General features: G+C 69.5%; 21 protein-coding genes. 12 read left to right on the top strand and 9 right to left on the bottom strand.

Annotated features, from left to right (window positions below):
• Positions 1 to 76: 76 nt before the first annotated feature.
• Positions 77 to 1474, bottom strand: a complete 1398-nt coding sequence (gene argH, locus G369_RS0111530) for an argininosuccinate lyase (RefSeq protein ID WP_019654153.1) — start codon at positions 1472 to 1474, stop codon at positions 77 to 79.
• A 56-nt stretch (positions 1475 to 1530) separates the two neighbouring features.
• Here argH and G369_RS0111525 point away from each other — a divergent pair, with 56 nt between their 5' ends.
• From G369_RS0111525 to G369_RS0111500, 6 genes are all read left to right on the top strand, one after another.
• Positions 1531 to 2616, top strand: coding sequence for a sensor histidine kinase (locus G369_RS0111525; protein WP_026346331.1), 1086 nt, complete (start codon positions 1531 to 1533; stop codon positions 2614 to 2616).
• Complete coding sequence (locus tag G369_RS0111520) at positions 2613 to 3362, top strand: LytR/AlgR family response regulator transcription factor (RefSeq protein ID WP_019654152.1); 750 nt, start codon at positions 2613 to 2615, stop codon at positions 3360 to 3362. The genes G369_RS0111525 and G369_RS0111520 overlap by 4 nt, the downstream gene beginning before the upstream one ends.
• Entirely contained in the window at positions 3359 to 4621 is a 1263-nt protein-coding gene (locus tag G369_RS0111515; protein WP_019654151.1) for an AI-2E family transporter, read from the top strand. Before G369_RS0111520 ends, G369_RS0111515 begins: the two co-directional genes overlap by 4 nt.
• 102 nt (positions 4622 to 4723) lie before the next feature.
• A complete protein-coding gene (locus G369_RS0111510) occupies positions 4724 to 5905 on the top strand; it encodes an acetyltransferase domain-containing protein (RefSeq protein ID WP_020723043.1) in 1182 nt (393 codons plus the stop codon).
• Positions 5906 to 5910: 5 nt separating this feature from the next.
• The gene (locus tag G369_RS0111505) at positions 5911 to 6678 is read left to right on the top strand and encodes a DUF4198 domain-containing protein (protein ID WP_019654149.1); all 768 of its coding nucleotides are present in this window, start codon (positions 5911 to 5913) and stop codon (positions 6676 to 6678) included.
• Between the two features lie 52 nt (positions 6679 to 6730).
• A complete protein-coding gene (locus G369_RS0111500) occupies positions 6731 to 8116 on the top strand; it encodes an OprD family outer membrane porin (protein WP_051127571.1) in 1386 nt (461 codons plus the stop codon).
• 19 nt (positions 8117 to 8135) lie between these two features.
• On the opposite strand, the gene G369_RS0111495 is transcribed toward G369_RS0111500, so the two are convergent.
• The 3 genes from G369_RS0111495 to G369_RS0111485 form a co-directional block, all read right to left on the bottom strand.
• Positions 8136 to 8603, bottom strand: coding sequence for a winged helix-turn-helix transcriptional regulator (locus tag G369_RS0111495; protein WP_019654147.1), 468 nt, complete (start codon positions 8601 to 8603; stop codon positions 8136 to 8138).
• A gap of 83 nt (positions 8604 to 8686) precedes the next feature.
• Positions 8687 to 9940: an MFS transporter gene (locus G369_RS0111490; protein WP_019654146.1), complete on the bottom strand. Its 1254-nt coding sequence runs from the start codon at positions 9938 to 9940 to the stop codon at positions 8687 to 8689.
• Positions 9941 to 9951: 11 nt separating this feature from the next.
• The gene (locus tag G369_RS0111485) at positions 9952 to 10485 is read right to left on the bottom strand and encodes a GNAT family N-acetyltransferase (protein ID WP_019654145.1); all 534 of its coding nucleotides are present in this window, start codon (positions 10483 to 10485) and stop codon (positions 9952 to 9954) included.
• Positions 10486 to 10534: 49 nt separating this feature from the next.
• Between G369_RS0111485 and G369_RS0111480 the strand changes: the two genes are divergently transcribed.
• Positions 10535 to 11458, top strand: a complete 924-nt coding sequence (locus G369_RS0111480; protein ID WP_019654144.1) for a LysR family transcriptional regulator — start codon at positions 10535 to 10537, stop codon at positions 11456 to 11458.
• A gap of 21 nt (positions 11459 to 11479) precedes the next feature.
• Here G369_RS0111480 and G369_RS0111475 read toward each other — a convergent pair whose 3' ends face one another.
• The 4 genes from G369_RS0111475 to ppc form a co-directional block, all read right to left on the bottom strand.
• Positions 11480 to 12721: an MFS transporter gene (locus G369_RS0111475; RefSeq protein ID WP_019654143.1), complete on the bottom strand. Its 1242-nt coding sequence runs from the start codon at positions 12719 to 12721 to the stop codon at positions 11480 to 11482.
• A 181-nt stretch (positions 12722 to 12902) separates the two neighbouring features.
• Positions 12903 to 13445: a hypothetical protein gene (locus tag G369_RS0111470; RefSeq protein WP_019654142.1), complete on the bottom strand. Its 543-nt coding sequence runs from the start codon at positions 13443 to 13445 to the stop codon at positions 12903 to 12905.
• 4 nt (positions 13446 to 13449) lie between these two features.
• The gene (locus G369_RS0111465; protein ID WP_019654141.1) at positions 13450 to 13851 is read right to left on the bottom strand and encodes a GFA family protein; all 402 of its coding nucleotides are present in this window, start codon (positions 13849 to 13851) and stop codon (positions 13450 to 13452) included.
• A gap of 124 nt (positions 13852 to 13975) precedes the next feature.
• On the bottom strand, positions 13976 to 16819 hold the full coding sequence (ppc, locus tag G369_RS0111460; RefSeq protein WP_019654140.1) for a phosphoenolpyruvate carboxylase: 2844 nt from the start codon (positions 16817 to 16819) through the stop codon (positions 13976 to 13978).
• A gap of 103 nt (positions 16820 to 16922) precedes the next feature.
• Between ppc and hemC the strand changes: the two genes are divergently transcribed.
• From hemC to G369_RS0111440, 4 genes are all read left to right on the top strand, one after another.
• A complete protein-coding gene (gene hemC / locus G369_RS0111455; RefSeq protein ID WP_019654139.1) occupies positions 16923 to 17828 on the top strand; it encodes a hydroxymethylbilane synthase in 906 nt (301 codons plus the stop codon).
• A gap of 16 nt (positions 17829 to 17844) precedes the next feature.
• Complete coding sequence (locus tag G369_RS0111450; RefSeq protein WP_019654138.1) at positions 17845 to 18618, top strand: uroporphyrinogen-III synthase; 774 nt, start codon at positions 17845 to 17847, stop codon at positions 18616 to 18618.
• Positions 18615 to 19712, top strand: a complete 1098-nt coding sequence (locus G369_RS0111445) for a uroporphyrinogen-III C-methyltransferase (RefSeq protein ID WP_019654137.1) — start codon at positions 18615 to 18617, stop codon at positions 19710 to 19712. Before G369_RS0111450 ends, G369_RS0111445 begins: the two co-directional genes overlap by 4 nt.
• Before the next feature lie 105 nt (positions 19713 to 19817).
• Complete coding sequence (locus G369_RS0111440) at positions 19818 to 21101, top strand: heme biosynthesis protein HemY (protein ID WP_019654136.1); 1284 nt, start codon at positions 19818 to 19820, stop codon at positions 21099 to 21101.
• Positions 21102 to 21124: 23 nt separating this feature from the next.
• Here G369_RS0111440 and G369_RS35725 read toward each other — a convergent pair whose 3' ends face one another.
• The gene (locus G369_RS35725) at positions 21125 to 22690 is read right to left on the bottom strand and encodes an MFS transporter (protein WP_019654135.1); all 1566 of its coding nucleotides are present in this window, start codon (positions 22688 to 22690) and stop codon (positions 21125 to 21127) included.
• Positions 22691 to 22808: 118 nt separating this feature from the next.
• On the opposite strand from G369_RS35725, the gene G369_RS0111430 reads away from it, so the two are divergent.
• Complete coding sequence (locus G369_RS0111430; RefSeq protein WP_019654134.1) at positions 22809 to 23687, top strand: LysR family transcriptional regulator; 879 nt, start codon at positions 22809 to 22811, stop codon at positions 23685 to 23687.
• The last annotated feature ends 10 nt before the right edge of the window (positions 23688 to 23697 follow it).

The following is a 23697-nucleotide window of genomic DNA, read 5'->3' as shown; positions in this document are numbered from 1 at the left end:
CCGCCGCCAGGCCGCACCGAGGCGGGCCGCGCCTTCCCCATGGAAGGCGGAGTGAAAGGCCGGAGGGCCGACATTTCTAGCCGAGGCGGGCGCGGTGGCGGGCGACCTGCGCCTTCACCTGCGCCGGCGCCGTGCCGCCCAGGATGTTGCGCGCGTTCAGCGAGCCGCGCAGGCTCAGCACGTCGTACACGTCCTTCTCGATGCTCGGGTTGAACTGCTGCAGCACGGCCAGCGGCAGCTCGGCCAGGTCGACCTGGTGCGAGGTGGCCGCCTTCACGGCGTGGGCCACGGTCTCGTGCGCGTCGCGGAAGGGCAGGCCCTTCTTCACGAGGTAGTCGGCCAGGTCGGTGGCGGTGGCGTAGCCGCGCAGCGTGGCGGCTTCCATGGCCTCGGGCTTCACGGTGATGCCGCCGATCATCTCGGCGAAGATGCGCAGGGTGTCCTTGAGCGTGTCGACCGTGTCGAACAGCGGCTCCTTGTCTTCCTGGTTGTCCTTGTTGTAGGCCAGCGGCTGGCCCTTCATGAGCGTGATGAGCGCCATCAGGTGGCCGACCACGCGGCCCGTCTTGCCGCGGGCCAGCTCGGGCACGTCGGGGTTCTTCTTCTGCGGCATGATCGACGAGCCGGTGGTGAAGCGGTCGGCGATCTTGATGAAACCGAAGTTCTGGCTCATCCACAGGATGAGTTCCTCGCTCATGCGGCTCACGTGCACCATGCACAGGCTGGCGGCGGAGGTGAACTCGATGGCGAAGTCGCGGTCGCTCACCGCGTCCAGGCTGTTCTGGCAGACGCCGTCCATGCCCAGGGTCCTGGCGACCAGTTCGCGGTCGAGCGGATAGCTGGTGCCGGCCAGCGCGGCGGCGCCCAGGGGCAGGCGGTTGACGCGCTTGCGGACCTCGCTCATGCGCTCCGCGTCGCGGCTGAACATCTCGACGTAGGCCAGCATGTGATGGCCGAAGCTCACCGGCTGCGCCACCTGCAGGTGGGTGAAGCCCGGCAGGATCACGTCGACGTTCTTCTCGGCGATGTCCACCAGCGCCTTCTGCAGCTCGACCAGCAGGTCGCCGATCAGGTCGATCTCGCCGCGCAGCCACAGGCGCACGTCGGTGGCGACCTGGTCGTTGCGGCTGCGGCCGGTGTGCAGGCGCTTGCCGGCGTCGCCGACCAGCTGGGTCAGGCGGGCCTCGATGTTCAGGTGCACGTCTTCCAGGTCGAGCTTCCACTCGAAGGCGCCGGATTCGATCTCGGAACGGATCTGCGCCATCCCGCGTTCGATGGCGGCGTGGTCCTGCACGCTGATGATGCCCTGAGCTGCCAGCATGCCGGCATGTGCCAGCGAGCCCTGGATGTCGGCCTGCCAGAGGCGCTTGTCGAAGAAGACGCTGGAGGTGTAGCGCTTCACGAGGTCGCTCATCGGTTCGGAGAAAAGGGCCGACCAGGCTTCGGATTTCTTGTCGAGTTGGTTTTGGGTCATGGGAGCCGTCCTGGAGGCAATAATGGGTTGGTTACCCGATGGATCTGATGTCTGCGATGCGCAACCCGGCGATTTTATCGGCCAGCACCTCACCCACGCCCCCGCCGTCGTCGGACCGGGCGCGCGCGGCCGCGTCCCCCGCGCGCGGCGGGCCGTCGATCTTCGACGCCTGCCAGATCGGGGTGGTGCTGCGCACGGTGGTGTTCGTCGAGGCGGTGGTGGCCATCGCCGCGCTGTTCGTGGTGTCCACGCCCGGCGAATGGCTGGTGCAGACCGCCACCATCACCGGCGGGGCGCTGCCCGCCACGCTGCTCTGGCTTGTGAGCGCCTGCGGCCTCAAGAAGCCGCTGCGGCGGCTGCCGAAGCACTGGCAGTACACGGCCGGCGCGCTGCTCGGGGCGCTTTCGGCGCTGTACGGCTGCGGCCTGCTGCGCCTGACGGGAGCGCTTTCGAATGCGCCATGGCTGGCGAGTGCGCTCACGGGCGCCCTGTTCGCGGGGCTCGTGATGGCGGCGATGGTGCTGCGCGCCCGGGGCCAGACGCCGGCCGCCACCACGGCGCGGCTGGAGGAGCTGCAGTCGCGCATCCGCCCGCACTTTCTCTTCAACACCCTCAACAGCGCCATCGCGCTGGTGCGCGAGGAGCCGGCCAAGGCCGAGACCATGCTCGAAGATCTGGCAGAGCTGTTCCGCCAGGCGCTGGCCGACCCGGGCGAGTCGGGCACGCTGGCCGACGAGATCGCGCTGGCCGAGCGCTACCTGGCCATCGAGCAGGTGCGCTTCGGCGACCGCCTGCGCATCCGCTGGGACCTGGACGCCGCCGCCAGCAACGCGCGCCTGCCGCCGCTGCTGCTGCAGCCGCTGGTGGAGAACGCCATCAAGCACGGCGTGGAGCCCAGCCCCGAAGGCGCCAAGCTGCGCATCCGCACCGAGCGGCGCGGCAACATGGTGGTGATCGAGGTGGTCAACAGCCTTCCGCCGCTGCGCTGGGCCGACGAGCCGCTGCCGCGCGGCCACGGCATCGCGCTGGCCAACGTGCGCGACCGTCTGCGGCTGCTGCACGACATGCAGATGCAGTTCAGCGCCGGCATGGACCAGAAAAGCTACCGGGTGCGCATCGCCATACCCGCCGAATCATCATGACGACTCTCAAGACACTCATCGTCGACGACGAAGCCCTGGCGCGCTCGCGCATGCGCACCCTGCTGCGCGACTGCACATCTCCCGCCGCCGAAGTGGTGGCCGAAGCCTCGCAGGGCGCCGAGGCGCTGCAGCAGCTCGGCACGCTGGCGCTCGACCTGGTGCTGCTCGACGTTCACATGCCCGGCGTCGACGGCATCGAGGTGGCGCGCACGCTGCGCAGCCGCGCCGACGCGCCGGCCGTGGTGTTCGTGACGGCGCACGCATCGCATGCGGTGACCGCCTTCGACCTGGATGCCGTCGACTACCTCACCAAGCCCGTGCGCGCCGAGAGGCTGCAGCAGGCGCTGCAGAAGGCCGAGCGCTTCCTGAAGGAGCGCCGCGCGCTGCAGGCCCAGGCAGCGCCGGAGACGGTGCTGATCCAGGACCGGGGCCGCGCCGAGCGGGTGCCGCTGTCGGAAGTGCTCTACCTCAAGTCCGAATACAAGTACCTCACGGTGCGCACCGCCACGCGCAGCCACATCCTCGACGGCTCGCTCAACGAGTTCGAGGAGCGCTATCCGCACCGCTTCCTGCGCGTGCACCGCAACGCGCTGGTGGCTCGCTCGGCCATCCGCGCGCTCGAGAAGTACGACGACGGCGAGGATGCCGAGGGCTGGGCCTTGCGGCTGGACTCGGTTCCCGAGCCCGTGGCCGTGTCGCGCCGGCAGCTCGCGGCCGTGCGCGAAGTGCTGAAGGAAACGCGATGAGCACCGGCGAGCCCGTGCCAGCCCCCGCGCAGGCGCAGCAGCCGCCGACCGAGCCGGCCGGCGAGCCGCCGCAGCCGGCGGCCACCGCGCCGCTCCCCCCTGAGCCGGAACCGGAATCCAGGCCGGAACCGCCGCCGCCCGCCCCGCAGCGCGAGCGCCTGCTGCTGCACATGCCCGTCGACGTGCGCAGCGCCTCGCTGGTGGTGCTCGCGGTGCTGGCCAGCGTGTTCGCGCTGCAGTGGGGGCAGGCCGTCTTCATCCCGCTGATGCTGAGCCTGCTGCTGACCTATGCGCTGTCGCCGCTGGTCGAGCTGCTGCACCGCTGGAAGCTGCCGCGCTGGATCGGCGCGGGGCTGATCCTCATGGGCCTCTTCGGCGGACTGGGCTGGACCGGCTATTCGCTCTCGGGCAGCGCCACGCAGCTGCTCGACTCGCTGCCGGTGGCCGCGCAGAAGCTGGGCCAGGCCATGCGCCGCGACCGTGGCGCGAGCGCCACGCCGCTGGACAACGTGCAGCAGGCGGCGGCGCAGCTCGAGAAGGCGGCCGAGGAGAACTCCGCCCGCGTCGCGTCACGAAAGGGCGTGGCGCGCGTCATCATCGAGCGGCCGGGCTTCAACGTGCGCGACTACCTGGTCAGCGGCACCGTCGGGCTGCTCAGCGCGATGGGGCAGCTCACGCTGGTGGCCTTCCTCACCTACTTCGCACTGTGCTCGGGCGACACCTTCAGGCGAAAGCTCATCAAGATCACCGGCTCCAGCCTGCAGAAGAAGAAGGTCACGGTGCACGTGCTGGACGACATCACGCGCAACATCGAGCGCTACCTGCTGGTGCAGATCCTGGTGAGCGCGATCGTCGGCGTGGCCACGGGCCTCGGCTTCTGGGCCATCGGCATGGAGAACGCGGCCGTGTGGGGGATCATCGCGGCCGTCACCAACCTCATTCCCTACATCGGCTCGGTGATCGTGCTCGCCGCCGCGGGGCTGGTGGCCTTCCTGCAGTTCAACAGCCTGCAGATGGGCGTGGTGGTGGCTGGCATGTCGCTGGGCATCCACACCATCGTGGGCAACCTGCTGATGCCCTGGCTCACCAGCCGCACCAGCCGCATGAACCCGGTGGCGGTGTTCGTGGGCGTGATCTTCTGGGGCTGGCTCTGGGGCATCTGGGGCCTGCTGCTGGGCATTCCGATCACGATGGTGATCAAGTCGATCTGCGACCGCGTGGAAGACCTGCAGCCCATCGGGGAGCTGCTGGGCGAGTAGCCCTCGCGGCCGGTTCCGGGCATGGGCTTCGGTCGGCAAGGACATTAACAAAGGGTGTCTTTTCGGTCGATACGATATTGGGATTCGATTCCCAATAACCGTATGTCCGAACCTCTGAGCATTCCTTTGCCGCCGCATGCCGACGCACGCGGCAGGCTGCTTTCCATCGACGCGCTTCGCGGCCTCGTGATCCTGTTCATGCTGCTTGACCACGTGCGCGAGACCTTCTACCTGCATCACCAGGTACCCGACCCGATGGTGGTGGACCAGACGCCGCCGGAGCTTTTCTTCAGCCGCCTGCTGGCCCATCTCTGCGCGCCGGTCTTCGTCTTCCTCACGGGCCTCTCGGCCTTCCTCTACGGTGCGAAGCATGCGGACGGCCGTGCGGCCACGTCCTCCTTTCTCTGGAAGCGCGGCCTTTTCCTCGTCGTGCTCGAAGTCACGCTCATCAACTTCGCCTGGACCTTCCAGTTCCCGCCCGCCAAGGTGTTCCTGCAGGTGATCTGGGTGATCGGACTCTCGATGCTCTCGCTCGCCGCTCTGGTCTGGCTGCCCCGCAAGGCGCTCGTGATGCTGGGTGTGGTGCTGGTGGCGGGTCACAACCTGCTCGATGGCGTGCACTTTCCGGTGGGACACGTGCTGCACGTGCCATGGGCCGTGCTGCATGACCGGGGCTGGATCGAGGTGTCCGACGCGCTGAAGCTGCGCACTTCATACCCGCTGCTGCCCTGGATCGGCCTCATTGCGATGGGCTATGCGGCCGGCCCATGGTTCATGGCCGGTGCCGATGCGGTGCGGCGGCAGCGTCTGCTGTTGGTGTGGGGCCTGGGGCTGCTGGCCGGTTTCGTGCTGCTGCGTGCGCTCGACGTCTACGGAGACAAGCCCTGGGCGGCCGGCAGCAGCGCCGTCACCACGCTGATGGCCTTCCTGAACATCACGAAGTACCCGCCGTCGCTGCTGTTCATCGCGCTGACCATGGGCGTGGGCCTGCTGCTGCTGCGTGCCTTCGAGCGCAGGCAGGGCGCGGCATGGCTCGTACCGCTGGCGGTGTATGGCGCGGCGCCGATGTTCTTCTACGTGCTGCACCTGTACGTGCTCAAGTTCCTCTACCTCGGCGGCGAGGCGGTCTGGGGGCTCAACCAGGGCAAGTTCTTCGGCTTCAGCGCGATGTGGATGGTGTGGCTGGCCTCGGTCGTGCTCGCCTTCGCGCTGTATCCGGCGGTGCGTGCATTCGCGGCCCTGAAGGCGCGGCGCCGAGACATCGCCTGGCTCAAGTACCTGTGAGGGCCATGGCGATGCTTTCCTGCAATTCCCTGTCGATGCTTTCACTGCGCTGCGTGGCGGTCGCCTCCCTGCTGTGGGGCGTTTCGGCCGCGGCACATGCCCACGGCATCTGGTTCGCCCAGCGCTCGGGCGATCTGGCGCTGATCTACGGCGAGGGCGGTGACGACCTCGATGCCGCCAAGCGCCTGCCGCTGATCACGTCGATGGCGGGCTACGACGTGGCGGGCCGCGCGGTGCCCACCGCGCTCGAGCCGGTCGGCAAGCTTGCGCTGGTCGACCTGCGCGAGCAGCCGGCCGTCGTCGCAGCCGTGCTGGACAACGGCATCTGGACCAGGTCGGCCGAAGGCCAGTGGTTGAAGAAGCCCAAGAACGAAGTGCCGGGCGCCGTGGTCAGCGGCCATAACTTCAAGTACGCGGTGCATCTCAGGCGCACGCCGCTGGACCGGCCGCTCGCGGCCCTGCCTGGGCATACGCTGCAGATCGTGCCCGTCGACGCCGCGCTGCCCTCGACGCTGGGCCAGCCGCTTCGAGTGCGTGTGCTCCATCGCGGCAAGCCGGTCGCGAACGTGCCTGTGCTGGCCGACTTCGTCAACGATCCGGACGGCAAGGCGCTGCTGACGGCGGCCGATGGCACCGTGACGGTCCCGGTGCGCAACCAGGGGCTCAACGTGATCGCCGCGAAGCTCGATGCGCCCGCGGAGGACCAGGTCGCCACCGACAAGGTGGAGCACCTGGCCACGCTGTCCTTCCGGCTCGCGCATGCGCCCGAATGAAGAGGGGGCACGCATGATCCGAATGCATCCGACGCAACCTGCAGTCCCGTCGATGTCCGTCCAATACGGTCGTAAGCGTCTCCCGCAGATCGGCAAATGCTGCGGTGCCGTGCTGATCGCACTGGCCGGTACCGCCTCCGGAGCGGAAGGCACGCCCCGCGAAGCCGCCGGTGGCTTCGTCGAGGACACTCGCTGGAGCCTGCTGAACCGCACCGTCTACGAGCGCCGCAACTATCTGGACGGCGCGACGAGCAACGGCGGCCGCAATGCAGTGCTGCCGAAGACCCGGCGCAGCGACTACGCGCAGGAATGGGGCTACGGGCTCATCGGCACCGTCGAATCCGGTTTCACGCCCGGCTGGATAGGTTTCGGCGCCGACGCGCATGTCTCGCTCGCACGCAATCTCTCCGGCGACGACTACCGCGTCGGCAAGATCCGCATGCTGCCGGTGGACAGTGCCGGCTACGCGCAGGACGGCATCGCGCGCGGCGGCATCGCGCTGAAGGCGCGCGTTTCTTCCACGGTGCTGAAAGTGGGCGAGCAGCGGGTGAAGACGCCGATCTTCAGTTCGTCCGACACGCGCCTGCTGCCCGAGACCATGCGCGGCTGGCTCGTCACCAGCAACGAGTTCGACAAGCTCACGCTGCAGGCCGGCCGGTTCACCGGCTCGACCGACCGGAGTGCGCGGAGTACCGGCAACCCGCTGATCGTGAACTACCTCGATCCGAAATCACCGCGCGGCGACGCCTTCGACTTTGCCGGCGCCACCTGGAAAGGCATTCCCTCCCTCGCGATCAGCGGCTATGTGGGGCGGCTGAAGGACACCTGGCGCACGAGCTACCTCGGGGCTTTCTACACGGTGCCGTTGCAGGACGGCGGCAGCGCGAGCACGCTGTCCTTCGACCTGCAGGTCTATCGCAGCAAGGACACGGGCCGTGCACTGGCGGGTCGGGTCGACAACACGACTTCGAGCCTGATGACCACCTACGCGCACGGGCCTCATCGCATCGGCCTGGGCTGGCAGAAGGTGGCCGGCGACACGCCGTTCGACTACGTGACGCGCGGCGCCATCTGGCTCGGCAACGCGGCACAGCTTTCGGACTTCAACGCGCCGCACGAGCAGTCATGGCAACTGCGCTACGAGGTCGACGCCGCGCAATGGGGCGCGCCGGGCCTGAGCCTGGGCGCGGCCTACATCCGCGGCAGCGGCATCGACGGCAGCCGCGTGCCCGCACGCGGAGGCTATGCATGGCTGGGCTATGGCCGCGGCGGCGAGCACTGGGAGCGTGACCTCTGGCTGCGCTACACGGTCCGCGAGGGCCGGGCCAAGGGGCTGGCCCTGCTGCTGCGCTATGGCGAGCACCGCAACAACAAGGCGCAGGCCGAACTTCCCACGCGCCAGATCCGCGTGGCGGTGGAGTACCCGATAGGCGGTTGACCGGGAAGGAAGCTGCCGGTCAGCGCGCCACCCTGGCGGTGGCGGGAAGTTTCTTCACGAAGGTCGCGTCCGGATCGAGCGGCTTGCCGTCGCGCGCACGCAGCTCGATCTTCGGCACCGGCTTGCCGCTGTCGCGCTCGACCAGCACCGAATGCGGCTCGCCCTTGGCGTAAAGGTGCGCCTCGCCCCAGTGCCGCAGGCCGACCACCACGGGGAAGAGGCCCTTGCCCTTGGCGGTGAGCACGTATTCCTGGTAGGCCGATCCGTCGGAGGCGGGCACGAGTTCGAGCACGCCTTCCTGCACCAGGTTCTTCAGCCGGTCCGACAGGATGTTCTTGGCGACGCCCAGGCTCTGCTGGAATTCGCCGAAGCGCTTCATGCCGTCGAAGGCGTCGCGGATCACGAGCAGCGACCACTGGTCGCCCACGATGTCGAGCGCGCGTGCCATCGGGCACGCGTCGGCCTTGAGGCTTTTTCGTTGAGCCATGGGTTTCTTCCCGAAACGAGGGCGGGCTCGGGCAGCACCGCCGTTCGGTTTTATTTTAAAACCCAGAGGAAAAGGCCCTTGCCTTATCGGACAGCGACGTGCGCGCGATGCAGCCGGGCGAAGCGAGCGATCATCAGCGGGCCTAGCAGCGCGCCCAGACCGGCCGAACTCCATGCGGCGACCCAGGCGTGCGTGCTGCCGGTGCCGAAGCTGGCCTGCCCCCAATCGAGCGCGAGTCCGAACACCCATGGGCTGATCGCACCGGCGCCGAAGCCCATCACAGAGCGCACCGAGAACGCCACGCCCAGCCGGTGCGGCGCCACCACGTCGGCCAGCGCAGTCGAGTAGACAGACGAGTCGGCAATGGCCAGCAGGTTGTAGACCGCGGCAGCCGCCGCCAGCAGCCACAGCGGCCAGCTCCACATCCAGCCGAAGGCGAAGGACATGCACAGGCTTGCGAGGGTGGCGATCATCATCACCCGCGCGCGGCCCAGCCTGTCGGAAGCGGCACCGCCCGCGATGCTGCCGAACACGCTCACCAGGTGCGCCAGTGCCGCCAGCGCGATGCCGGCACCCTGCCACGACGATGCCGTGCCCGAAGACGCGACCAGGTACGCCGGCAGCCATGCCCAGAGCGCCATGAGCTCCCAGCAATGGAAGGCGTAGGCCCAGTTGCCGGCCATCGCTGGCTTGTCGCGCACCGTGGCAGCCAGGGCGTGCAGGGTGCTTTCGCGGACCGCGCCAGGCGCTCGTGGCGATGGCGGCCGCATGCGGCGCAGTGCCTGCGCCGTGAGCAGCGCGCCCGCCACGGTGCAGGCCGCCGCCGCCAGCAGCCCCAGCCGCCAGTGCTGCAGATGGCTGAACGTCGCCACCACCGCGAGCGACAGCGCATAGCCCATCGACGACGATCCGATGAAGAGCCCCATCGCGCGTCCGCGCACGGCGGGCTCGGTGTTGTGCGCCAGCAGCTGCAGCCCTGGCGTGTACGAGGCGCCCGCGCACAGCCCGGCCAGGCCGTAGAGCAGCATCGCCGAGAGATGGTCGCGTGCGAAGAGTGCGAAGGCGAGCGCAGCCCCCGCGCTCACTGCGCTGCCCGCGAGGAAGATGCGCTGCGGCCCGTAGCGATCGGCCAGCAGGCCCACCGCGAACAGCGAGCTCATGTAGCCCACGTGCCAGGCGCTCTGGATCGAGCCGGCCTGGGCGGCCGTCATGTGCCAATCGGCCATCGCGAACGGCAGCACGCCCGAGTAGGCGGTGACGATCATCGACTGCAGCAGCCGGCTCGCGCACAGCATTGCCAGCCAGCCGCGCGCTGGGCCGGCAGTGTCGCCCGACATGACGGCGGGCCTCAGCGCAGGGCGCGCTGCATCAGCACCGTGTCGACCCAGCGGCCGAACTTGAAGCCGATGTTGCGCAGCACGCCGACCTGCACGAAGCCCAGGCTTTCGTGCAGCCGCAGCGAGCCCGTGTTGGCGCTGTTGCCCACGCAGGCGACCATCTGCGTGAAGCCGGAGTCGGTGCAGCGCCGGATCACCTCGCGCAGCAGCGCCTTGCCGATGCCGTGGCCGTGCATGCCCTGCGCGACGTAGACCGAGTCTTCCACCGAGTGCCGGTAGGCCGAGCGGGCGCGGTAGGCGGTGGCGTAGGCATAGCCGGCGACTTCGCCGTCGAGCAGTGCCACGAGGTAGGGCATGCCGCGCGCGATCACGTCGGCGCGGCGCTGCTGCATCTGCTCGACGGACGGCACTTCTTCCTCGAAGGAGCACAGGTCGTGCAGCACGTAGTGGCTGTAGATGGACTGCACGGCCGCCATGTGATGCGGCGTGGCGTCGAGGATCTCGACCGTGGCGGAAGCAAGCGGAGCAGGGGATGGCGATGACATGGCCCCGATCTTGACGATGCGCCATCGATAAGTGAAGCTTCGTCTGCCTATGCAGGGCATGAGAAAAACTTTGGATAAATCGCTCAACCTCGACCAGCTCCGGTCCTTCGCGCTCGTCATCGAAACCGGCAGCTTCTCGGCCGCGGCAGACAGGCTGGGCCTTTCGCAGCCGGCCGTGAGCCTGCAGATCCGCCAGCTCGAACGCCGGCTGGCGGTGCGCCTGGTGGAGCGCGTGGGCAAGCGCGCGCAGGCCACGCCTGCAGGCATGGAGCTGCTGCGCCACGCACAGAACATCGAGACCGCGGTGGAAAACGCCATCGACGCGCTCGCCGACCACGCCAGCGGCGTTGCGGGCCGCGTGCGGCTGGGCACGGGCGCGACGGCCTGCCTGCACTTCCTGCCTGCCGTGCTGCGCGGGCTGCGCGAGCGCTTTCCCGAACTGGGCGTGGTGGTCAGCACCGGCAATACCGAGGACCAGGCGCGCAAGGTGGAAGAGAACAGCCTCGACCTCGCGCTGGTCACGCTGCCCGCGGCCGGGCGCTCGCTGGCGGTGATGCCCGTGCTCGACGACGAATTCGTCGCCATCGGCCGGCATGACCTCGCACCGCTGAAGGCGAGAGTCTCGCCGCGCGACCTGGCCTGCCTGCCGCTGGTGCTTTTCGAGCCCGCGGCCAACACGCGCAAGCTGGTCGACCGCTGGTTCGCCGCCGAGGGCCTGCAGCCTCGGCCGGTGATGGAGCTGGGCAGCGTGGAGGCTATGAAGGAGATGGTGGCCGCGGGGCTGGGCTACGCCATCGTGCCCGGCATGGCGATGACGGGCCGTGGCGCGCACCCGGAGCTGAAGGCCAGCCGGCTGAACCCGCGCATGCACCGCGCGCTGGCGATCGTGGTGCGGCGCGACAAGCCTGTCAGCAAGGCGTTGCGCGTGGTGCTGGATGCGATCGTGGCGGCCGGAAAGCCCGGCCGCCACTGATCGCGAAGCTGCTGCTTGCGCTTATTCGGGAATGGCGGCCAGCGAAGCGCCGCCGCGCGCGCGTCCCAGCGTGCCGACGATCAGCGCCGCGATCAGCACCAGCACGCCGCTGAGCACCATCGCGCTGGAGATGCCGAAGTTGTCGACCGTCACGCCGCCGATCAGCGCGCCGGAGGCGATCGCCACCTGGAAACCGCTCACCAGAAGGGCCTGGCCGGCCTCGGGCGCGTCGGGCACCGCTTCCATCATCCAGCCGGTGAGCGCCACCGGGATCAGGCCGAAGGCCACGCCCCAGATCACGACCACCACTGCGCCCGGCACGAAGCCCGAGCCGATCACCGTCGTCAGCAGCAGCGCGGTGGCGAGCATCAGCGCCGCCAGCAGGGTGGTGGCACGCACGCTGCGCGCCACCAGGCTGCCGCCGAGGAAGGTGCCGATGAAGCCCACTGCGCCATAGACCAGCAGCAGCGTCGACACCGAGTTGGGCGCGAGGCCGAACACCTGCTGCAGCAGCGGCTTCAGGTAGGTGTAGGCCGCGAAGTGGCCGGCGATGAAGAACAGCACCGCGAGCAGACCCACCTGCGCCATGCGGCGCGTGAGCGGCGTGAGCAGGTCGCGTGCGCCGATGGCACGCACCGGCGGAATGGCGGGCAGCAGCCACAGCTGCACCAGCAGCACCGCGGCGGCGAGCGCGCCCGTCACCGCGAACGATGCGCGCCAGCCGAACTGCGTGCCGAGGAAGGAGCCCGCGGGCACGCCGAGCACCGTGGCGGCCGACACGCCGGCCAGCACGATCGACATCGCGCGCGCCTGCGAGGCGTGCGGGACCAGCTGCGTTGCGGCGGCGGGCGCGAAGGTCCAGAAGCCGCCCACGCACAGGCCGAGCAGCAGGCGGGCCACCAGCATGGTGGCGAAGTTGGGGGCGAAGGCCGCGAGCAGGTTCGACGCGATCAGCAGCGTGGTGAGTGCGATCAGCACGGTGCGGCGATCGAGCTTGCCCGAAGCCACGATGAGCGCCGGGCCCGCGAACGCGGCCAGCACGCCGGGCATGGTGACCATGAGGCCGGCCGTGCCGTCGGACACGTTGAGGCCGCGCGCGATGTCGGTGAGAAGGCCGATGGGCATGAACTCGGTCGAGACCATCGCGAAGGTGCCGACGGCGATGGAGCCGACGGCGAGCCATGCGGAGCGCGAGGCCGGCACGGGCTGCGCAGGCGCCCCGAGCTCGTCGATGCACGGGTTGCTGCTGGGTGAATTCATCATGATGGGGAGTTGTCCTTTGGAGCGTCGGCGCCGGCGCGCGCACCGATGCCGTTGAAGAGGCATGGAGTGTGCGAGCCGTCGCCTTCGCGACAAAGGGGCCGCGCGGCAGCAGACAGTTTCCCGGTGATGAACAATGGGCTGTTTTGATGGCCAAGGCCATCCGCGAGGCGGCCCGGAAGGCCTAGTCTTGCACCGGCCGCAGCTCCAATATGCGGCCGTCGGCCACGAAGGAATCGCCGATCAGTACGCGAAAGTTCGTACCGGGCTGGAAGCGCGGCAGCGCGATGGCGGGCGAGAGGAACTCGACTTCGAGCGCGGCCGGTGCGCCGCGCTGCAGCGCATCGCCCGCCGGCACCATCCAGCGGGCCGAGAAGCCTTCCTTGTCGAGCACCAGCGCGCAGCGGTATTCGCCCGGTGCGATGGGTGTGTCCTGCGAGGGCAGGGCGGGCTTGCGGAAAGTGATCTCCGCGAGCGCGGCCGGCGTGAAGGCCTCCAGCGCATCGAAGCCCGGCGGTGCCGCCGGCGGCTTGCGGCGCGGCCACTTGCCGATGAGCCATGCGATCACGTTGCCGATGATCGGCACCCACAGCACCATCAGCAGCGTCGCGATGTCGCGCGTGGTGGAGCCCGGTGCCGCGTAGTGCCGCACCACCGCGCCGGCCACCGCAACGCAAAGAAGGATGACGACGATGAGCCTGCGGCGAGAGCCTGTCTTGGTGCTCATGCGCTCATGCCTTGGCCGGCGGCGCTTCGGGGAAGGACGGGACTTCGCTCGCGTGGTCGAGCCACGGCACCTCGTGCGATGTCCAGATGTGCGAGGCGGGGCGCTGGCCCGGGTCTTCGTCGAGCGAGCCCAGACGCAGGATGACCTGGGGCTTGCCCACCCACTCGGCCACGAGGTGCGTGCCGCAGCGGGTGCAGAAGTGGCGCAGCTTGCCGGGCGTCGACTCGAAGGAGCCGATCGCTTCTTCGCCTGCGGTCCAGCGGAAGTCGGGGCGGTCGACGCGCGCGGTGGTGGTGAACGCGGCGCTGTGCGCCTTGCGGCAGGTCTGGCAATGGCAGTGGACGATGGGGCCGGCGAGGCGCGCGGCCTCGTAGCGGACGGTGCCGCACAGGCAGGAGCCCTTCATGGCTTTTCCTTTTTCGGTCGCGATGGATGGATGGATGGGTGGGTGGGGCTGTGAGTCTATGCGCCGCCAAAAAAACGAAGACGGGCGCGCAGGCCCGTCTTCGTTCGGTGCGCGCACAGGCGCGTCAGCCGGTATTGCGCAGGCCCGCCGCCACACCGTTGATCGAGATGTGGATGCCGCGCTGCAGCCGCTCGCCGCCATCGCCCGCGCGGTAGCGGCGCATCAGCTCCACCTGCAGGTGGTGCAGCGGGTCGATGTACGGGAAGCGGTGGCGCACCGAGCGCTGCATCTCGGCATTGCCTTCGAGCCGCTGCTTGGCGCCGGTGATGAGCGTGAGCGCGTCGGAGGTGCGGTGCCACTCGGCCTCGATCATCGAGAACACCTTCTGGCGCAGCTTGCGGTCGGTCACCAGCTCGGCATAGCGCGAGGCCAGCGCGAGGTCGCTCTTGGCGAGAACCATGTCCATGTTCGACAGCAGGGTGCGGAAGAAGGGCCACTGCGCGTACATGCGCTGCAGCAGCGCCTGGCGCTCCTTGCGCCCGGCCGCGTTGCCTGCGGCGGCGAGGAACTGCTCCACGCCCGAGCCGAAACCGAACCAGCCCGGAATCGTGAGGCGGCACTGGCCCCAGCTGAAGCTCCACGGCACCGCGCGCAGGTCGTCGATCTTGTGGCTCGGGTTGCGCGAGGCGGGGCGCGAGCCGATGTTGAGCTCGGCGATCTCGCGGATCGGCGTGGAGCCGAAGAAGTAGTCGCCGAAGCCCGGCGTCTCGTAGACCAGCTTGCGGTAGGCGGCCATGCTCGCCGCCGAGAGTTCGCTCGCGGCCGAGAGGAAATTGGCCGGCGCCGACTTGCCCTGCGGCAGCAGCGTGGCCTCCAGCGTGGCGGCCACCAGCGTCTCGAGGTTGCGCCGGCCGATCTCGCGGTTGGCGTACTTCGAGCCGATGACTTCGCCCTGCTCGGTCAGGCGGATCTGTCCGCGCACCGTGCCCGGCGGCTGCGCGAGGATGGCCTGGTAGCTCGGGCCGCCGCCGCGGCCCACCGTGCCGCCGCGGCCGTGGAACATGCGCAGGCGAATCGGGTTGGTCTTCTTCCTGTTCAGCTCGTCGAAGAGCGACACCAGCGCGATGCCCGCGCGGTACAGCTCCCAGTTGCTGGTGAAGATGCCGCCGTCCTTGTTGCTGTCGGAGTAGCCCAGCATCACGTCCTGCTCGGCGCCCGAGCGCTCGATGAGCGCCTGGATGTTCGGCAGCGCGTAGAAGGCGCGCACGATGGGTGCGGCGTTGCGCAGGTCCTCGATGGTCTCGAACAGCGGCACCACGATCAGGTCGCAGGTGGCCTTGCCGTCCATCGCGCCGCGCAGCAGGCCCGCTTCCTTCTGCAGCAGCAGGGCCTCGAGCAGGTCGCTCACCGTCTCGGTGTGGCTGATGATGTAGTGGCGGATGGCGGCGGCGCCGTAGCGTGCGCGCGCGGTACGGGCGGCCGCGAAGATGGCCAGCTCGCTCTTCGCGAGCGGCGAGTAGTCGGCATCGGGCACGCGCAGCGGGCGGGCGTCGTCGAGCAGCTTCAGCAGCAGCGTCTGCTTGGCCTCTTCGGCCAGCGATGCATACGAAGGCTCGATGCGCGCGGTGGCCAGCAGCTCGGCGATCACCGCCTCGTGCTTGTCGGAGCTCTGGCGCAGGTCGACCGTGGCCAGGTGGAAGCCGAACACTTCCACCGCGCGGATCAGCGGCAAGAGGCGCGGCGCGGCCAGCACGCTGCCGTGCTTTTCCTCCAGCGACTCGGCCACCGTGCGCAGGTCGGCCAGGAATTCTTCCGCGCTCTTGTACGGGTTCTGCGGCGCGACGGCGTGTCGCGCGGCCTCGCCGCCGGTGAGCTCGCGCAGCGTGGCCGCCAGGCGCGCGTACACGCCGGTGAGCGCGCGGCGATAGGGCTCGTCCTTGCGGTGCTCGCTGGTGTCGGGCGAGCGTTCGGCGAGTGCCTGCATCTCCACCGACACGTCGACCAGCGTGGCCGACAGCGACAGCTCGCTGCCGAGGTAGTGCACCTCGGTGAGGTAGTAGCGCAGCGCCAGCTCGCACTGGCGGCTCAGGGCGTATTCGAGCGTCTCGGCCGTGACGTTCGGGTTGCCGTCGCGGTCGCCGCCGATCCACTGCCCCATGCGCAGGAAGGGCGCCACCGAAGGCACCTGGCCGCCATGTGCCAGCGCCTTCTCGAGGTCGGCGTACACGCGCGGGATCTCGCGCAGGAAGGTGGCTTCGTAGTAGCTCAGCGCGTTCTCGATCTCGTCGGCCACCGTGAGCTTGGAGAAGCGCAGGATGCGCGTCTGCCAGATCTGCGTGACGCGGATGCGGATCTGCGTTTCGTTTTCGGCGAACTCCAGCGGCGTGAGCGTGTCCTTGCCCGAGGCGTAGGCGCTCTGGCGCAGCCGGATCTCGTCGCGCACGGTCAGCAGCTGCGCGATGGCGCGTTCGGCATCGAGGATGCTCTTGCGCTGCACTTCGGTGGGGTGTGCGGTGAGCACCGGCGAGACATAGCTGCGGGCCAGCGAGGCGACGATCTCGTCGGGCTTCACGCCGGCCTTGCGGATGCGAGCGAGCGCGGTCTGCAGGTCGCCCTCGACGCTCTCGCCGGCGCGCTCGGTCTCGGTGCGGCGGCGGATCTGGTGGCGGTCCTCGGCAAGATTGGCCAGGTGGCTGAAGTAGGTGAAGGCGCGGATCACGCGCACCGTCTCGGCGGCGCTCAGCCCCTTGAGCAGGTTTTTCAGCGCCCGGTCGGCCGCCTGGTCCGCATCGCGGCGGAAAGCCACGGAGAGAGTGCGGATCTTCTCGACCAGTGCATATGTCTCTTCTCCCTCCTGCTCCCGGATCACGTCGCCGAGGATCCGGCCCAACAGCCGGATGTCTTCGATCAGAGGCTGGTCTTCGGCCTGGCGGCGCTTGGGCGGAGCAGGTGTCTTGCTGGCTTTCATTCGATGTTTGTCCTGGACTTCTTGAATGGAGTGCCGTCTTCGTTGTTGCGGCGCAACATGCTAGCATTCCCGCGGTTTTGAACACGTACTTTTGAGGCTGGTCTTGAGCAATATCGTCATCGCCACGCGCGAAAGCCGCCTGGCACTCTGGCAAGCCGAACATGTGCAGGCGCTTTTGCAAGAAAGAGGCCACACCGTCAGCCTGCTGGGCCTCACGACCACCGGCGACCAGATCCTCGACCGCACGCTCAGCAAGGTGGGCGGCAAGGGGCTCTTCGTGAAGGAACTCGAACTCGCCCTCGAAGAAGGGCGCGCCGACATCGCCGTCCATTCGCTGAAGGACGTGCCGATGGACCTGCCCGAGGGCTTCGTGCTGGCCTGCGTGCTGGAGCGCGAAGACCCGCGCGACGCGCTCGTCTCCTCTCGCTACGAATCGCTCGACGCGCTGCCGCAGGGCGCCGTCGTCGGCACCTCCAGCCTGCGCCGCGTGGCGCTGCTGCGCGCGCGGCGGCCCGACCTGCGCATCGAACCGCTGCGAGGCAACCTCGACACCCGGCTGCGCAAGCTCGATGAAGGTCAGTACGACGCCATCGTGCTGGCCGCGGCCGGGCTCAAGCGGCTGGGGCTCGAAGGCCGAATCCGCGTGGCCTTCGATGCCGACACCATGCTGCCCGCCGCGGGGCAGGGTGCGCTCGGCATCGAGGTGCGCGCCGACCGCAAGGACCTCATCGAGCTGCTGGGCTCGCTGGCCCACAGGGGCGACTGGCTCTCGACCGCCGCCGAGCGCGCCGTGAGCCGCGCAATGGGCGGCAGCTGCTCCATGCCGCTGGCGGCGCACGCTCGCTGGCAAGCCGACGGCTCGTTGCGCATTGACGCCGCCTGGGGCGACCCCGAAGGCACCACCGCGCTGGTGAAGGTGCATGCGCTGGCCGCGGCCGGCGACTTCGCGCAGGCCGAGGCGCTCGGCGAGCACGCCGCGGCACTTCTGCGTGCAGGCGGAGCCCACTGACACCGGTGGTCGTCGTATGACCGGCCGTCCCGTCATCGTCACGCGGCCGGCGCGCGAAGCCGCGCAGTGGGTGATCGATCTGCGCGGCGCGGGGCTCGATGCCGTGGCCCTGCCGCTGATCGTGATCGAACCCGCGACCGACATCGAGCCGCTGCGCACAGCATGGCGGCAGCTCTCGGACTATGCCGCGCTCATGTTCGTGAGCGCCACGGCGGTCGAGCATTTCTTCCAGCACAGGGGCCCCGCCGATTCGCTCGCAGGGCGCCGTTTCTGGGCCACCGGCCCCGGCACCACGCGCGCCCTGCGGCGTGCGGGCGTGCCGCCGGAATCCATCGACGCGCCGCCGCCCGGGGCCACGCGCTTCGATTCCGAGGCGCTCTGGGAACGCGTCCACGCGCAGGTATCGAGCGGCGTTCGCGTGCTGATCGTGCGCGGCGGCGATGAGGCCGGCCGTCCGGCCGGCCGCGACTGGCTGGCCAGGGAGATCGATGCGGCCGGCGGCCATCGCGACACCGTGGTGGCCTATCGCAGGCTGCCGCCCTCGCTGGACGTCGTACAACGCCGGCTCGCAATGGACGGCGCCGAAGGCCGCGCGATCTGGCTCTTCAGCAGCTCCGAGGCGATCGGCAATCTGCAGCGCGCGATGCCCGGTGTGCAATGGCATGCCGCGAGCGCGGTCGCCACGCATGCACGCATCGGCGAAGCCGCGCGTGGCGCGGGTTTCGGGACGTTGCGTGTATGCACGCCGCTGCTGGAGGCGCTGGTCGCGTCGATAGAATCCTTGGCATGAGCGCCGCGTCACCCACAGACGATCTCCCTTCCTCCCCATCCGCTGCCACGGCGCCGGTGCCCGCCCCGCTGGCACCGCATCAGACACCTGCCGCGCAGGCCGCGGGCGCTCTGCTTCTCTCCCGCATCGGCTTCGGCCTCGTGGCCCTGGTGGCGCTCGCTGCGCTGCTGATGGCCATCGCGCTCTGGCAGAAGGTCGGCGGCATGAAGGAGCAGCTCGCGCGCCAGAGTGCCGACGCCATCGCGCAGTCGATGGAGGCACGCACGCTGGCCCGCCAGGCCAGCGACACGGTGCGCGACGCTTCGGCGCGCGTCGCGCTGGTCGAGACCCGTGTGGCCGAAGTCGCGCTGCAGCGCTCGCAGCTCGAGGAGCTCATCCAGAGCCTTTCTCGTTCGCGCGACGAGAACCTCGTGGTCGACATCGAGTCGGCCGTGCGCCTCGCTCTGCAGCAGGCGCAGGTCACGGGCAGCGTCGAGCCGCTGCTGGCCGCGCTGAAGGCCGGCGACACGCGCATCGCCCGCGCCGCGCAGCCCCGGCTCACGCCCCTGCAGCGCGCCATGCAGCGCGACGCCGACCGCCTGCGCAGCAGCGCCAGCAGCGACGGTGCCGAGGCGCTGCAGAAGCTCGACGAGCTGATGCGCAACGTCGACGACCTGCCCACGCTCAACGCGGTGGCCGTGCGCGGCACCGGCACCAACGCGTGGCAGCCCGAGCCCATTCCCGCCGATGCGCCGTGGTGGCGCCGCGTGCTGCTCAGCGTGCAGGGCGAGGCCCGCTCGCTGGTGCGCGTCGGCCGCATCCAGACCCCCGAGGCGATCCTGCTGGCGCCCGAGCAGTCGTACTTCCTGCGCGAGAACCTGAAGCTGAAGCTGCTGAATGCGCGCCTGTCGCTGCTGTCGCGGCAGATGGAGGCCACCCGCAGCGAGCTGTCGCAGGTGACGGCTTCGCTCAACCGCTATTTCGACCCCGCATCGCGCCGCACCCAGGCCGCCGCCACGCTGCTGCAGCAGTTGCAGTCGCTGGTGAAGACGACCGAGCCGGTCCGCATCGACGACACGCTGGCGGCCCTGGCCACTGCCGCGGCAGGGCGCTGAAACAAATGACCCCCCGGCTTTTCACTCGCTTCGCTCCGTGCAATTCGCCAGCCCCCGAGGGGGCGGCGCGACCCGCCCTGGCGCGGCCCGGCGGCGGTCGCTGACATGCGCGCAGCAATCTGGCTCCTCGCCCTCTTCGCCGTCGCGGCGGCAGTCGCTCTCTTCGCAGGCAACAACCAGGGCACGATCACCGTGTTCTGGCCGCCGTGGCGCGTCGATCTTTCGCTGAACCTCGTGCTCGTGATCCTGCTGGTGGTCTTCGTGCTGCTGCATGCGGCATTGCGTGCGCTCGCGGCGCTGTTCTCGCTGCCGAAGCAGGCGCGCCAGTGGCGGCTGCAGCAGAAGGAGCGCACGCTGCACGCGGCCCTGCTCGATGCGATGGTGCAGCTCATCTCCGGCCGCTTCTCTCGCGCACGCAAGGCCGCGCAGGCCGCGCTCACGCAGGAGAAGACGCTGGCCGCGCTCGGCGCCAGCCTGCCGCAGGCGCAACAGGTCCGTGTGCTTTCGCACCTGCTCGCGGCCGAAAGCGCGCAGGCGCTGCAGGACAAGGCCGCGCGCGACGCCCACCTGCAGCAGGCTCTCAACGAAAGCTCCGACCGCACCGTGCTCGCCAGCCCCGAGACGCGCGAAGGCGTGCAGCTGCGCGCGGCGCGCTGGGCCCTCGAAGACCGCGACGCGGCGGCCGCACTCGCGCGGCTCGAAGAACTCCCGCAGGGCGCGCAGCGCCGCACTCTCGCACTGCGGCTGCGCCTGAAGGCCGCGCGCCAGGATCGCCGCACGCTCGAGGCGCTCGAGACCGCGCGCCTGCTGGCCAAGCACCGCGCCTTCTCGGAAGCGGCCGCGCAGAGCATCGTGCGCGGCCTCGCCACCGAGCTGCTGTCGGGCGCGCATGACCCGGCGCAGCTGCTGCGCGCATGGACCGAACTCGACGCCAGCGAGCGCGAGATGCCCGAGGTGGCGATCCACGCCGCCCAGCGCATGGTCGCGCTGCGAGGCGATCTGGCGCTGGCACGCGGCTGGCTGCTTCCGGCGTGGGAGCGCATGGTGGCCAACCCGCGCGGGCTGGGCGACGGGCTGCGCGTCAAGCTGGCGCGCGCGCTCGAAGCGGGGCTCGATTCGGTGGACGCCGAGTGGCTCGCGCGCATCGAGAGCGCGCAGCGCAGCAACCCGCGCGACGCCAATCTGCAGTACCTCGCGGGCATGGCCTGCATGAAGCGCCAGCTCTGGGGCAAGGCGCAGCAGCTGCTGACGCAGGCCGGCATGGGCCTGCAGGACACGGAGCTCTATCGCCGCGCCTGGCTCGCCCTGGCCCAGCTCGCCGAAGACCGCAACGACGCGGAGCAGGCGGCCGACGCCTGGAAGCGCGCGGCGCAGGTCGAGAACTCCTGAGCCCTGCCTTTTTCCGTCCCGCATCAGGGGCAGGCAGGCTTCCCGGACTCCGGTGCGGGTCGCGTCGACGGCTTCCTGCCGCTGCCGAAGACCAGCCAGCTGACCCCAGCCAGCAGCCATACGCCGATACCGCCGTAGAGCATCACCAGCCCGAAGCCGTGCACCAGTGCCGCGTGCACTGCCGTGCCGGACGGATCGGCCTGCGAGAGCGCTGGAAAGGCTTCGCCGAGCGAGGTGAAGCTGCCCGCCGCAACTCTTTCCGCCAGCGCGCGCAGCCGAGGCGCATCGAGCGAGGCCGACAGTGCTCCGCGCAGATGCGCATGAACGCCCTCCAGCAGCACGAAACCCATCAGCGCGATGTTGATGGCCAGCGTGATCAGCCGCGCGCTCATGTCCATGCCCGAGGCCATGCCCGCCCGCGCGCCCGGCACCGAGCCGGTGGTGGTGTTGGTGACGGGGGTGTTGGTCAGGCCCAGCCCGATGCCCGCGATGAGGCAGCCGGGCAGCATCGTCATCCAGCTCGCGTGCGCCATGCTGCTGCCGTAGCGCATGGCCATGAAGCCCAGTCCGATGACGAAGAGGCCCGCCGGAATCACCACGCCCGGGCGATAGCGCAGCGAAAGCCGCTCGGCCAGCGGCGGCAGCACCAGCGTGGGCAGCGTGTAGGCCAGCAGGGCGGAGCCGGCCACGACGGCGTCGTAGCCCAGGGCGCCCTGGAAGAAGATCGGCAGGTAGATCATGAACGGCCAGAAGCTGAAGTTCATGCCGATGGAGCCGATGATCGAGCCCGAGAAGTCGCGGATCTTGAAGACGGAGAAGTCGAACATCGGATGCGGGTTGATCTTCTCCACCCAGAGAAAGAGCGCGAAGCTCGCCGCCGACGCGGCGGCGATGCCGATGGCCGGCGGGCTGGCGAAGCCCAGGCCTGGGCCCTGAGTGATGAAGCAGGTCAGCCCCAGCACCGCGAGCGACAGCGTGACGATGCCGGGCAGGTCGAGCCGTTTGGCGTCGGGGTCGCTCGACTCCTCCACGCTGCCGAGCACCAGGGCCAGCGCCACCGCCGCGAGCGGCACGTGGACCAGGAACACCCACTCCCAGCTCGACAGCGCCACGATCGCGCCGCCGATGATCGGCCCGAAGCCCAGGCCCATGCCGAAGACCACGCCCCAGGTGGCGAAGGCCCGGCTGCGCTCCTTGCCCTGCTGGAACTGGTGCGAGAGCACCGCGAGCTGGCAGATCAGCATCGCGCCGCCGCTGAGGCCCTGCAGGAAGCGCGCGGCGATCAGCACAGGCGCGCTCTGTGCGAGGCCGCAGGCCAGCGAGGTCGCACCGAACAGCGCCACGCTGACCACGAGGATGCGCCTGCGGCCGTAGCGGTCGGCCAGCGTGCCGGCGGCCATCAGCACCGTGGTGCAGGCGATGGTGTAGGCGTTCATGATCCACTGCATGTCGCTGAAGTCGCCGTGCAGCGCCTTTTCGAGCGTGGGGAGGATGACCGGCACGCTGGAGATCTCCAGGCCGAACATCAGGGCGATGAGGCAGATCGCGGCCAGTGCGACGCGGTTCTTGCCGGTGGGGGAGAGGGGCATGGGAAGCTTTCGGAAGTCCTTGAAGGCGACAGGTCCGGGCGATTCTGGGTAAGGCTCCTTCATGACGGAAATGATTTAATTTCCTGAGACCCATTAACACTCGTCATCTATCCCCGCCATGGACTTCGACCCTGCACTGCTGCGCGCCTTCCTGGCCGTCAAGGAAACCGGCGGCTTCACGCGCGCCGCCCAGCGGTTGCACCTGACGCAATCGGCCGTGAGCCATCAGATCCGCCGGCTCGAAGAACAGGTGGGCAGGCCGCTCCTGCATCGCACGACGCGGCGTCTCACGGTGACCGAGGACGGCGAGGACTTCCTGCGCTACGCCCAGCAGATCCTCGAGACGCTGGACGCCATGACCCGGCGCTTCCAGCCTTCATCGATCTCGGGCGTGGTGCGCTTCGGCGCGCCCGACACCTTCATGGGCGAGCGGCTGCCGCCGCTGCTGTCGCAGTTCGCGCGCTCCTTTCCCGCCACGCGCATGGAAGTCAGCGTGAGCATGCACCTCGACTTCCGCGCCATGATCCGCGCGGGCGAGCTCGATCTGGCGGTGGTGATGTCGCCGCCAGGCTGCGAGGAGGGCACGCGCCTGCGCCGCACGCAGCTGGTGTGGGCGGCGGCCGAATCCTTCGAGCCGAAGCCGGGCGCGTCGCTGCCGCTCGCTTTCTTTCCGAAGCCCTGCGTGAACCGGGAGGTGGCGAGCGAGGCGCTCGATGCGATGGCGCTCGACTGGCACGTGGTCTTCACCTCGGCGAGCCAGCACGGCATTCGTGCGGCGGTGCTCGCAGGGCTGGCGGTGACAGTGCTCACGCGCGAGGACGTCGAGCCCGGCATGAAGATCGTCGACGGCCGCTATGGGCTGCCGCCCTTGCCGAGCGTCGATTTCTCGCTGATCTGGGGCGAGAACGGCAAGACCGAATGCGCTTGCCGCTTCGGGCAGCTGATCCTGGAGATGCCCGAGCTGCCCCTGCCCGGGAAGGCGCCGCAGAAGGCATGAAAAAACGGCG

It is taken from the genome of Variovorax atrisoli 110B, assembly GCF_000382045.1.
GTDB lineage: Bacteria > Pseudomonadota > Gammaproteobacteria > Burkholderiales > Burkholderiaceae_C > Variovorax > Variovorax atrisoli.
This window is presented reverse-complemented; position numbering and strand designations above follow the sequence as displayed.